The sequence below is a fragment of the Streptosporangium sp. NPDC003464 genome, from assembly GCF_053588315.1.
Genome location: NZ_JBSFPS010000319.1, coordinates 1 through 10,784, shown reverse-complemented (window position 1 = coordinate 10,784; position 10,784 = coordinate 1). Strand labels below are relative to the sequence as shown.

Annotated in this window: 11 protein-coding genes; 7 read left to right on the top strand and 4 right to left on the bottom strand. The window is 72.9% G+C overall.

Annotated features, from left to right (window positions below; genetic code table 11):
* Positions 1-70 precede the first annotated feature (70 nt).
* The gene (locus tag ACWDS7_RS42245; RefSeq protein ID WP_451933862.1) at positions 71-1,264 is read right to left on the bottom strand and encodes an MFS transporter; all 1,194 of its coding nucleotides are present in this window, start codon (positions 1,262-1,264) and stop codon (positions 71-73) included.
* A gap of 161 nt (positions 1,265-1,425) precedes the next feature.
* Here ACWDS7_RS42245 and panB point away from each other — a divergent pair, with 161 nt between their 5' ends.
* Complete coding sequence (gene panB / locus ACWDS7_RS42240; RefSeq protein WP_451933861.1) at positions 1,426-2,271, top strand: 3-methyl-2-oxobutanoate hydroxymethyltransferase; 846 nt, start codon at positions 1,426-1,428, stop codon at positions 2,269-2,271.
* A gap of 88 nt (positions 2,272-2,359) precedes the next feature.
* On the opposite strand, the gene ACWDS7_RS42235 is transcribed toward panB, so the two are convergent.
* Both ACWDS7_RS42235 and ACWDS7_RS42230 read right to left on the bottom strand, forming a co-directional pair.
* Positions 2,360-3,367, bottom strand: coding sequence for a DUF2278 family protein (locus tag ACWDS7_RS42235; protein WP_451933860.1), 1,008 nt, complete (start codon positions 3,365-3,367; stop codon positions 2,360-2,362).
* 58 nt (positions 3,368-3,425) lie between these two features.
* A complete protein-coding gene (locus ACWDS7_RS42230; RefSeq protein WP_451933859.1) occupies positions 3,426-4,598 on the bottom strand; it encodes a trans-sulfuration enzyme family protein in 1,173 nt (390 codons plus the stop codon).
* Between the two features lie 62 nt (positions 4,599-4,660).
* Between ACWDS7_RS42230 and ACWDS7_RS42225 the strand changes: the two genes are divergently transcribed.
* The 5 genes from ACWDS7_RS42225 to ACWDS7_RS42205 are packed head-to-tail and all read left to right on the top strand — an operon-like array spanning position 4,661 to position 9,552.
* The gene (locus ACWDS7_RS42225; protein ID WP_451933858.1) at positions 4,661-6,097 is read left to right on the top strand and encodes an aminotransferase-like domain-containing protein; all 1,437 of its coding nucleotides are present in this window, start codon (positions 4,661-4,663) and stop codon (positions 6,095-6,097) included.
* A gap of 57 nt (positions 6,098-6,154) precedes the next feature.
* Positions 6,155-7,063, top strand: a complete 909-nt coding sequence (locus ACWDS7_RS42220; protein WP_451933857.1) for an ABC transporter ATP-binding protein — start codon at positions 6,155-6,157, stop codon at positions 7,061-7,063.
* Positions 7,064-7,065: 2 nt separating this feature from the next.
* Positions 7,066-7,836, top strand: a complete 771-nt coding sequence (locus ACWDS7_RS42215) for an ABC transporter permease (RefSeq protein WP_451933856.1) — start codon at positions 7,066-7,068, stop codon at positions 7,834-7,836.
* 10 nt (positions 7,837-7,846) lie between these two features.
* A complete protein-coding gene (locus ACWDS7_RS42210; RefSeq protein ID WP_451933855.1) occupies positions 7,847-8,950 on the top strand; it encodes a sensor histidine kinase in 1,104 nt (367 codons plus the stop codon).
* Positions 8,947-9,552 (top strand): response regulator transcription factor, encoded by a 606-nt coding sequence (locus ACWDS7_RS42205; protein ID WP_306857458.1) that lies wholly within the window; start codon positions 8,947-8,949, stop codon positions 9,550-9,552. Before ACWDS7_RS42210 ends, ACWDS7_RS42205 begins: the two co-directional genes overlap by 4 nt.
* Before the next feature lie 46 nt (positions 9,553-9,598).
* On the opposite strand, the gene npdG is transcribed toward ACWDS7_RS42205, so the two are convergent.
* Positions 9,599-10,264: an NADPH-dependent F420 reductase gene (gene npdG / locus ACWDS7_RS42200; RefSeq protein WP_451933854.1), complete on the bottom strand. Its 666-nt coding sequence runs from the start codon at positions 10,262-10,264 to the stop codon at positions 9,599-9,601.
* Between the two features lie 123 nt (positions 10,265-10,387).
* Here npdG and ACWDS7_RS42195 point away from each other — a divergent pair.
* The coding region (locus ACWDS7_RS42195) for a hypothetical protein (RefSeq protein WP_451933853.1) at positions 10,388-10,784 on the top strand (397 nt) is incomplete at its 3' end.

Here is a 10,784-nt window from a genome sequence, read left to right as displayed (position 1 = left end):
CCGTAGCGCCTATCTTTTCGATACGCAACAGTTTCGTTTCGTATTCACCTCTCGTTAACGGGATGGGGACTCAGACGGCGACGGGCACCGGCTTCTCGGCCGCCGCCGGGATCCGCCGCCAGAACGGCAGCGCCACCAGCACCATCGCCATGCCGACCAGGCCCGCGAGGGCGAAGGTCCAGCCCGTGCCGGCACCGTCGATGACCGCTCCGGCGATCGGCGCCGAGACCGCGCCGCCGATGAGCAGAGCCGTGCCGTGCAGGCCCATCGCCTCCCCGCGGGCACCCGCCGGGACCCAGCGGCTGAGGGTCTCGACCGTGGACGACAGGCCGGGGGCGCACAGCACTCCCGCCGGGACGAGCGCGATGATCACCCACCGCCAGTCACCGCCCACCAGGCCCACCGGGACGGTGAGCAGGCCCATCGCGCCGATCAGGACCAGCGGGGAGAAGCCCCGCGACAGCCCGCCGTAGACGAAGCCGCCGACCAGCGAGTAGACGCACCACAGCCCGATCGCCAGGCCGGTCCATGCCGTGTCGCCGGCCTGCTCGACGGTCGCCACCAGCGCCAGCTCGGTGGCGGTCAGCACGAAGGTGGCCGCCGACGCGGTGCCCAGCAGCGTGATCAGGCCCGGGGTCAGCCACTGGCGCCGCAGGACCTTCTCCGCCGGCTCCTGGAGCTCCTCGGCCGAGCGGATCGGCGGGTTCAGCAGGATCAACGCCACGCCGGCGCCGGTCAGGCCGACCGCGACGACGCACATCGTCCACGCGCTGCCGAGCGAGGTGATCCCGACGACCCCGAGGGCGGGTCCGGTCATGTAGGACAGCTCGACCATGATCGAGTCGAGGGAGAAGCCGATCCTGCGCTGCGCGGGCGGGACCAGGGCCGTCAGGCACTGCCGGATCACGCTGAAGACCGGCAGACCCAGCAGCCCGGCCACCACCGAGGCGACCACCAGCGCGGGGTAGGGCAGCGCCCACGCGCAGGACCAGAAGGCGAGCTGGACGACGGTGGTCACCACCAGCACCGGACGCAGGCCGTGTCTGTCGACGAACCGTCCGGCCAGTGGCGCCCCGACCGCCATCCCCACCGTGGTGGCCGTGCCGACCACCCCTGCCGCCAGCCAGCCCATGCCGAGACTGCGGATGTGCAGCGTCAGCGTGATGCCCGTCGCCGTGGACGGGATCCGGGCCACCAGGCCCACCAGCAGCAACGTCCGCACGCCCGGAAGGGCGAGCAGGCGACGGTAAGGTTCGATAGCCATTTTGATTACTTACCTCCGCATGCATTGTGGCGTACGGCACCGACACCTCCGCCACTGGATTACCGCCGGGGCCGGGGGTGTTTAACCAGCCGACCGCGTGCAATCATCGGAAACGTCCGGGGACGCCACTGGGGCGCCTCGAGACTCTTCTGGAGGGTTTGATGTCCTCTTCCGTCACCAGTCGGCCGACCGCCCTCTACGGCGGCCAGACAGGGCGAAGGATCACCGTCCGCGACATCGCCGCCGCCAAGGAGCGGGGTGAGAAGTGGCCGATGGTCACCGCGTACGACGCGATGACCGCCAGGGTCTTCGACGAGGCCGGCATCCCGGTGCTGCTCGTCGGCGACTCGGCCGCCATGGTCGTCTACGGCTACGACTCGACGCTGCCGGTCTCGGTGGACGACCTCATGCCGCTGACGGCCGCCGTGGTACGCGGCTCGTCACGCGCGCTGGTCGTCGCCGACCTGCCGTTCGGCTCCTACCAGTCCTCACCGCAGCAGGCGCTGGAGACGGCCGCCCGCTTCATGAAGGAGGCCGGCGCCCACGCGGTCAAGCTGGAGGGCGGCCGCCGGGTGCTCCCCCAGGTCGAGGCCCTGGTCTCGGCCGGCATCCCCGTCATGGCCCACCTGGGCCTGACCCCCCAGTCGGTCAACGCCTTCGGCGGCTACCGGGTGCAGGGCCGCGGCCAGTCCGGTGACGAGCTCATGGCCGACGCCAAGGACCTGGAGTACGCCGGGGCCTTCTCCGTGGTCCTGGAGTGCGTCCCCAGCGACCTCGCCGAGCGGGTCACCACGTCCCTGTCGATCCCCACCATCGGCATCGGCGCCGGTCCCGCCACCGACGCCCAGGTCCTGGTCTGGCAGGACCTGATGGGGCTGACCCCCCACCCCGCCAAGTTCGTCAAGAAATACTTCGACCTGGCCGGGGAGATGGACAGGGCCGTCCGCGCCTACGCCGACGAGGTGACCAGCGGGGCCTTCCCCACCACCGAGCACAGCTACCACTGACGCGCCGCCGCCGCCCCGGCGCCCCGGGAGATCCCGGGGCCGCCGGGGCGGCGGCCCGTCCACGCCCCGCGCCGGATCCGCGCCCGGCTCAGAAAGTGACCGTCCAGCCCTCCCGGCCGCCCTGCTCCGCGCCGTAGGAGACCCCGTGGACCTTGAGCCCGGCGGCGTCGAGCAGCGTGATCGCTCCCCCGCCGTTGCCCAGCGTGAACGGGGCGCCGACGGCGATCGGGAGCGTGGCGCCGGGGGCCAGGGGGCCGGGCGGCAGCGGGAAGGCGTTCTTCTGCCGGTCGGCCAGCCGCCACCCGGTGAGGTCGACCGGCTCCGGGGAGGCGTTCAGCACGGTGACGACCTCGCGCTCGGGCGCCGGCCCGACGGGGTTGACCAGCGCGGCGAGGACGCGGACGGGCTCCTGGCCGGTGGCGGGCCGCTCGGGCGCGCCGTCCAGGGCGTGCCCGGTGGTGTCGTCGGTGTGCCAGGCCTGGGACTGGAAGGCCAGGAAGATCGCGATCCAGCGCGGTTCGGCGGGGAAGCGCAGGAGCAGGCCGCCGTCCTGCCACACGCCGTCGTCCCCGCGGAAGCGGCGGGAGTTGCCCTGGTTCATGTGGATGTCGTGCACGCCGTTGCCCGGCCGGAACCCGAAGACCTTGTCGGGGGTCGCCGGTTCGGGGCCCCAGCGCTCGCCGAAGGCGTATACGGTCGCCCCGGGATCGGCGATCGCCCGCTGGACGTAGTGGTCGAGCCTGTCGGCCAGGTCGTTGTCCACCCCCGGCAGGTCGGGCGGGAGGGGGCGCAGGGCCGCCGGGTCGAACAGGTTGCCCCGGATGTAGTCGAGCGCCGCGCCGCCGGGACGGGACGGCAGCGCGTTCCAGCCTCCGGCGGCCTGGGCGAGGAACTCGGTCACGGGGTGCCGGAAGTCCTCGTCGACGAGGTGGAGCAGCTCCGAAGGGGCCTGCTGGGACTCGACGTTGACGGCGATCCGGTAGGAGGTCCCCGCCCCGTCGACGAGGTGGACCTGGTAGTGCGGGGTGTCGGCGCCGTCCTCGCGCCGGCGGTCCACGGCCCGCCCCACGAGAACCCCGTAGCTCTTCAGCGGCATCGATCCACCTTCCGAAAGGGCCGACTTTTCGCTCTACACAGTGGCATTACGTGAAAAATCAGGAAAGCGCCTGGGCAAAATCGGCCCAGAGATCCTCGATGTGCTCGATGCCCACCGCGACCCGGACCGTCCCCTCACCGATCCCGTGGCGGGCGAGCTCCTCGGCCGTCAGCGAGCGGTGGGAGGTGGTCGCCGGGTGCAGGATGAGCGTCTCCACACCGCCGAGCGAGGGCGCCAGCAGCGCCAGCCGTACCGAGCTCATGAACCGCTCCCCGGCCGCGCGCCCGCCGGTCAGGTCGAAGGAGAAGACGCCGCCGAAGTCCGGCAGCAGCTCCGTGGCCAGCTTGTGCGAGGGGTGCGAGGGCAGGCCCGGCCAGTGCACGGCCGACACCGCCGGATGGTTGTCCAGGCGGACGGCCAGCTCGCGGGCGTTGGAGCAGTGGCGCTCCATGCGCAGCGGCAGGGTCTGCAGGCCCCGCAGGGTGAGCCAGGCGGCGAACGGGTCGGCGGTGGCGCCCAGCTCGACCGCGAAGTGCCACACCTTCCGGTAGAGCTCCTCGGAGGCGAAGACCGCGATGCCGCCGACCACGTCGGTGTGCCCGCTCAGATACTTGGTCGTGGAGTGGACGACGATGTCGGCGCCGTGCTCCAGCGGGCGGCACAGGATCGGCGAGGCGAAGGTGTTGTCCACCACCGAGACCAGCCCGGCCTCGCGGGCCGCCGCGCACATCCCCGGCAGGTCGGCGACCTGGGTCACCGGATTGGCGATCGTCTCCAGGTAGACCAGCCTGGTCTCGGGCCGCACGGCCGCGCGCAGCGCCGCCGGGTCGTCTTCGGGCACGTAGGAGACCGTGATCTGGAACCGCGCGACCAGGTCGTTGATCATCGCGGCGGTGCCGCCGTAGAGCGGCTTCTGCGCGATCAGGTGGTCGCCGGGCTTGAGCAGGCCGAGCAGCACGGAGTTGACGGCCCCCATGCCCGATCCGGTGGCGACGGCGCCGACGCCGCCCTCCAGACCCGCGACCGCCTCCTCCAGCGACCGGACCGTCGGGTTCGACAGCCGCCCGTAGACGAAGGGCCCGTCGGGACGGCCCATCCCGTCGGCGAAGACGGCCGGGTCGTCGAAGACGAACCCCGAGGTCTGGTAGAGCGGCACCGCGATGGGCCGGCTGCCCTGGAGCTGCGGCTGGGGGAGGTGGACGGCACGGGTCTCCGGACGAAGTTCAGTCATGCATCAAGAATGTCCGGCCGATTGGCCGCTTGTCAGAGCCAATCGGGCAAGATTGGTCCATCATGCGAGCCAATTCTGAGCAACTCGTCGCCCGTCTCGGACGCTGGTCGTCCGGCCGGGGCCCCCTCTACCTCCTGCTCGCCGTACGGTTGCGCGCCCTGATCGACGACGGCGAGCTGCCTCCGGACACCCTGCTGCCTCCCGACCGGGTCCTCGCGCGGTGGCTCGCGGTGGGCAGGGGCACCGTGGTCGCGGCCTACGACCAGCTCCAGCAGGAGGGCAAGGTGGTGCGCCGGCAGGGCAGCGGCACCCGGGTCTGCGCCGCCGACCTGCCCGCCACCCGCGGCATCGCCCCCAGCGGCGTGGTCAACCCCCTGCTCCTGCACCTGCTGTCCCCGCCGGACGGCGTCACCCTGCTGACCTGCGCCGCGCCGGACGCGCCTCCCCCGGTGCTGATCGAGGCCTACCAGGCGGCGGCGGCCCGGCTGGCGCGGGTCCGGCACGACATCGGCTATCACCCCGCCGGGCACCCGACGCTGCGCGAGGCCCTCGCGTCCTACTACCGCGCGCGCGGCGTGCCCACCGCCGCCGGGCAGATCCTGGTCACCAACGGCGCGCAGCAGGCGCTGACCCTGCTGGCGAACCTGCTGGTATCCCCCGGTGACACCGTGCTGACCGAGGCGCCCACCTATCCCGGCGCGCTGGAGTCGTTCCGGGACGCCGCCGCCCTGTTCCGCACGGCCGCCGACGCCGGGGAGTTCTGCGCGGCGCTGGCCGACCGGCCGGCCGTGGGCTACACCGTCCCGACGGGCCACAACCCGACCGGCGCGGTCATGCCCGCGCTGACCCGCCGCCGCCTGGCCGTGCTCGCCGGCGAGCACGACGTGCCGGTCATCGACGACGAGGTCCCCGCCGAGCTCTTCTTCGCCGGCGAGCCCCCGCCCCCGCTGGCCTACTACGGGACGGCGGAGCAACTGATCACCGTCGGCTCGCTGAGCAAGCTGGTCTGGGGCGGCCTGCGCGTCGGCTGGATCCGCGCGGCACCGCCGCTGATCTCGCGGCTGGCCCGGCTGCGGGCCGTCCACGACCTCGGCGGCGACGTGCTCGCCCAGCTCGCCTCGGCCTGGCTGCTGTCCCGCGTCGACGAGCTGCGCCGCGAGCGCACCGCCCTCCTCCGCCGGCGCCATGACCACCTCCGCGCCGAACTGGCCGGGCGGCTGCCCGACTGGACCTCCGGACCCGCGCTCGGCGGGCAGACGATCTGGGTGCGGCTGCCGCACGGCGACGCCGACGCCTTCGCCCAGGTGGCCCTCCGCCACCGGGTGGCGGTGGCCCCGGGACGCTCCTTCGACCCCTCGGGCGGCCACGGCGACCATCTGCGGCTGCCGTTCCTGTTCTCCGAGGAGACGCTCACCGAGTCGGTCGCCAGGCTCGCCGCCGCCTGGCACGACTACGACGGGGGCCGCCACCCCCACACCCTGCGGGCCCTCGTCGTCTGAGCGGAGTCGTGAATTCCTCACTGTCGCCGGGCGCGGGCGGCCTTCAAGATCGAGGACATGACAGCGATTCAGGTGGGCGGGCTCACCAAGGGCTACGGAGACTTCGTAGCCGTCGGAGGCATCTCCTTCGACGTCCCGCGCGGCGAGATCTTCGCCCTGCTCGGGCGTAACGGTGCGGGGAAGACCACCACGGTGGAGGTGCTTGCGGGCTTCCAGGTTCCGGATGAGGGCACGGTGCGCGTGCTGGGCCTCGACCCGGCCAGGGACCGGGCCAAGGTCCGCGCGAGCACCGGGATCATGCTCCAGGAGGCGGGATTCTTCCCCGACCTGACCGTGGCACAGACCGTGGACGCCTGGCGGGACTTCGTCGCCGCCCCCCGGCCGCGCGCGGAGACCCTGGAGTTGACCGGGCTGGGCGCCAAGGCCGGCACGAAGGTGCGCCAGCTCTCCGGCGGGGAGAAGCGCCGCCTGGACCTGGCCCTGGCCCTGCTGAGCCGGCCCGACGTCCTGTTCCTCGACGAGCCCACCACCGGGATGGACCCCGAGGCGCGCAAGCACACCTGGGAGGTCATCCGGGACCTCGCCGGGCAGGGCACCACGATCCTGCTCACCACGCACTACCTGGAGGAGGCCCAGCGACTGGCCACCAGCATGGCGATCATGGATCGGGGGCTGATCGTCGCGCACGGCGGCATGGCCGAGACCCTGGCCTCCCAGGCGGGCCGGGTCGCCTTCGAGCTTCCTACCGCCGTCGCCCCGGAGGACCTGCCGATCCCCGTCACCTCGGTGGAGGGCCGCACCGCGGTCTGCCGCGCCGCCGACCCCGACCTCGCCGCCCAGACCCTGCTGAGCTGGGCCGGCGAGCGCGGTCTGCGCCTGCGCGGCCTGGAGGTCCGCACGGCGACGCTCGAAGACCTGTTCCTGGATCTCGCCGCCGGCGAGAAGAACGACAAGAAGGTGGCATGACCATGTCCGCACGCGATCTGGCGGTGGTGACCCGCTTCAGCGGCCGTCTCTTCTGGCGGGACCGCACCGCGTTGAGCACGTCCGTGCTGCTGTTTCTGGGCCTGGGCATCGGGCTGCCGTTCATGATGGACAAGGTCCGCCCGGGCCACCCGGAGTTCCTGCTGAACCAGCACCTGGGGGTGCTCGCGATGGTCCTCATCCTCGCGACGTTCAACCAGATCGCGGTCACGCTCACCGCCCGCCGCGACCAGCTCGTCCTCAAGCGGATGCGGACCACCGGGCTGAGCGATCCCGCCATCCTCGGCGGGGAGATCGGCAACCTGGTCGTCCAGAGCACGTTGCTGACGGCCGTGGTCTCGGTGGCGCTGTACTCGCTGACCGGCCTGTCCGCGCCGCGCGGCCCGCTGCTGTATCTGGTGTTCGTGGTCGCGGGCGCCACCGTCCTGTGCCTGCTGGGAACGGCGTTCACCGCGATCGTCCCCCGCACGGAGCTGGCGGCCGTCATGGCCATGCCGGTCTTCTTCCTGGCCGGTGTCGGCGCCGGTGGCTTCGGCCCGGTCCTGGAGATCCTTCCCGGCTGGGTCGGCACGGTGCTCGACCTGCTGCCCACCGGCGCCGTCGTCGAGGCGGCCCAGGCGGCCTACGCTGCGGACGGCACCCTCGCCGGTGACCTGCGGGCGGCCGCCGTACCGGCCCTGAAGCTGGCCGTCTGGGGGGTCGCCGGGCTCCTCGCGACGGCGCGCTGGTTCCGCTGGGAGACCCGAAGGTCATAGGTTCGCTGATATGCGGATAAACCCCCAGCGGCTGGCGATCGGTGTGATCGTGCTGCTCTCCGTGGGCTTCACGGTCTCCCCGGTGATCGTGATCGCCCGGTACGGCGGAGCGGCCGGGGTCGCCGTGCTCTCGGCCGTGCTGCCCGGTTTCTTCATTCCGCACTTCCTGCACGTCCGCGCCGCCCTGCGTGGCGCCGAGCCGGGTGGACCGGTCGCCGGGCTCGTGGTGCAGGCGGTCTCCGCCTACGCCCCGATGGTGATCCTCCCGGCCGAGGTCGGCGGCTTCTGGTGGGGCACCCAGGCCATCCTGCTCGGCTCGGTGCTGCTGCGCCTGCGGCTGCCGTCGGCCCTCGGCTGCCTGGCCCTGATGGCGGTGGTCGACTTCATCGCCGCCGGGAGCGCCGACCCGCAGGGTTTCAATCCGCTCGTGGGTTTCTCCGCCGTCACCACCCTCTTCGTCACCGGATTCGTGATCTACGGGGTGGTCCGGCTGGTCGTCGTCAGCAGGGAGCTGGAGCAGGCCAGGACGGAGCTGGCGGAGGCCGCGGTGCTGCGGGAGCGGCTGCGGATCTCCCGGGACCTGCACGACGGGCTGGGCAGCAGCCTGACCGCCGTCGCCCTCAAGGGCGACCTCGCCCGCAGGCTGGTCGAGCGCGACCCCGAGGCGGCGCGGGCGGAGCTGTCGGAGCTGGTCCACGTGGCCAGGGACGCCGCCCAGGAGGTGCGGCAGGTCGCGCGGGGCTACCGGGAGATGTCGCTGCGGGAGGAGGTGCACCGGGCGGTCGCGCTGCTGGAGGCGTCCGGGGTGAGCTGCCAGACCAACCTCGCCGAGCTCCGGGTGTCCCGGCCGGTCGACGAGGCGCTGGCCTGGGCGGTGCGCGAGGGGATCACCAACGTGGTGCGGCACAGCCGGGCGACGATCTGCTCGATCACCACCTCCGCCGGGGCCGGCACCGTACGGCTGGAGCTGGTCAACGACCGCGCCCACGGGCGCTCGGCCGACGGCAACGGGCTGATCGGCCTGAAGGAACGGGCCTGCGGCCTGGGCGGTTCGGTCAGCGCCGGGCGGACCGAGAACGGCGGGTTCCGGCTCGCGATGGAGGTGCCGGCATGATCCGTGTGCTGCTCGCCGAGGACATGCACATGATCAGGGCGGCGCTCAGCGCGCTGCTGAGGCTGGAGCCCGACATCGACGTGGTCGCCGAGGTCGTCCGCGGCGACCGGATCGTCCCCGAGGCCCTGCGGACCCGGCCGGACGTGGCGGTGGTCGACATCGACCTGCCCGGAGTCGACGGCATCACCGCCTCGGCGGAGCTGCGCAAGACGCTGCCCGGCTGCCGGATCCTGATCCTCACCGCGATGGGCCAGCCGGGTCAGGTGCGCAGGGCGCTGGCGGAGGGCATCGAGGCGTTCCTGGTCAAGGACGCCCCCGGTGACCACCTGGCGGAGGCGGTCCGGCGCACCGCCCAGGGCCTGCGGGTGCTGGACCCCGAGCTGGTGGCCGCCGCCATCGAGTACGGCGCGAGCCCGCTGACCCCCCGCGAGGCCACCGTGCTCAGGGAGGCCGCGAAGGGCGCCCCGGCCGAGGAGATCGCCGGACGGCTGCATCTGTCCACCGGGACGGTGCGCAACTACCTGACCAGCGCCATCACCAAGACCGGCGCCCGCAACAAGATCGACGCGGTCCGGATCGCCGAGGACGTCGGCTGGATCTGAGACCTGTCCCGCGGGCCCTGCCGGCACGGGGTCCGCCGGAACGGTGTCAGACGTCGGTGACGCGGAGGCCGGCGTGGGCCTTGTAACGGCGGTTGATGGAGATGAGGTTGGCGGTCAGCGCCTCGACCTGGTGGGCGTTGCGCAGGCGGCCGCCGTATACGCCGCGGACACCCGGGATCCGGGCGGCGAGCTCCTGGACCGTGTCGGTGGCCGCACGGTCGTCACCCAGTACGAGCACGTCCAGGTCGATCTCGGCGACCTCGGGGTCCAGCAGCAGGACGGCCGAGACGTGGTGGAAGGCCGCGACCACGCGGCTGTCCGGGAGGACCGCGGCGGCCTGCTGGGCGGCGCTGCCCTCCTCGACGGCCAGCGCGTAGGCGCCCTGCTTGTCGAAGCCCATCGGGTTGACGCAGTCGATGACGATCTTGCCGGCCAGCTCGGCCCGCAGGGACTCCAGAGTGGACCTGTGGCCCTCCCACGGGATCGCCACGATCACCACGTCGGCCTCGGCCGCCACTGTCGCGTTGTCCGCGCCGCCGACCGGCACCCCGAGTCCCGCCGCCACCTCCCGCGCCCGCTCCGCGCTGCGCGAGCCGATCAGCACGGTGTGGCCCGCCATGGCGAACCGCCTGGCCAGACCCTTGCCCTGATCGCCGGTGCCGCCCAGGATCCCGATCGTGATCTCGCTCACGTCCAGACTGTCAGTGCTCACCCGTCGCTCCTCGTCGTCCTGGTCCGTCGGCGCCGGGTCCGTCCGGCCGTACGGCATGCTCAGATCATGCCAGGGCCCGTGTTCCCGGGACCAACCTGGGGTGACTGGGGCACCATGGAGCACATGGACGCTCGGTCGGTGGCACTCCTGCGCGAGATCCTGGACTCGACCGGCTGGGTGGAGCACACCCGCCGGCTCGGGCTCGCCCTGCGCGCGACGCGATCCCCCGGGGGCCTGCTGGTGGTCGGCACACCCGAGGAGGAGCCCTGGCACCTGACCGCGCATCTCGGTGATGAGGCCCGGCTCGCCGGGCTGCCCCAGCTCGCCCCCACGCTGGTGCGCTGGGCGCCCGTCCCCGGCTCGCCGGCGCACCTGCGGGTCGGGCTGGAGCGGATCGAGCAGGCCAGGCGGGGCGAGACGCTGTTCGTCGTGGCCGAGGAGCAGGCCCCCGGGCCCCTGCTGGAACGGGTGAGCGACGCCCGGCGCACCGGGGCCACCATCCTGGCCCTGGACGGCGGCG

Coding starts and splice junctions, on each gene's coding strand:
- ACWDS7_RS42210 (WP_451933855.1), top strand. CDS start 7,847: ATGCGGATAAACCCCCAGCGGCTGGCGATCGGTGTGATCGTGCTGCTC.
- ACWDS7_RS42215 (WP_451933856.1), top strand. CDS start 7,066: ATGTCCGCACGCGATCTGGCGGTGGTGACCCGCTTCAGCGGCCGTCTC.
- ACWDS7_RS42225 (WP_451933858.1), top strand. CDS start 4,661: ATGCGAGCCAATTCTGAGCAACTCGTCGCCCGTCTCGGACGCTGGTCG.
- panB (WP_451933861.1), top strand. CDS start 1,426: ATGTCCTCTTCCGTCACCAGTCGGCCGACCGCCCTCTACGGCGGCCAG.
- ACWDS7_RS42205 (WP_306857458.1), top strand. CDS start 8,947: ATGATCCGTGTGCTGCTCGCCGAGGACATGCACATGATCAGGGCGGCG.
- ACWDS7_RS42245 (WP_451933862.1), bottom strand. CDS start 1,264: ATGGCTATCGAACCTTACCGTCGCCTGCTCGCCCTTCCGGGCGTGCGG.
- ACWDS7_RS42235 (WP_451933860.1), bottom strand. CDS start 3,367: ATGCCGCTGAAGAGCTACGGGGTTCTCGTGGGGCGGGCCGTGGACCGC.
- ACWDS7_RS42220 (WP_451933857.1), top strand. CDS start 6,155: ATGACAGCGATTCAGGTGGGCGGGCTCACCAAGGGCTACGGAGACTTC.
- ACWDS7_RS42230 (WP_451933859.1), bottom strand. CDS start 4,598: ATGACTGAACTTCGTCCGGAGACCCGTGCCGTCCACCTCCCCCAGCCG.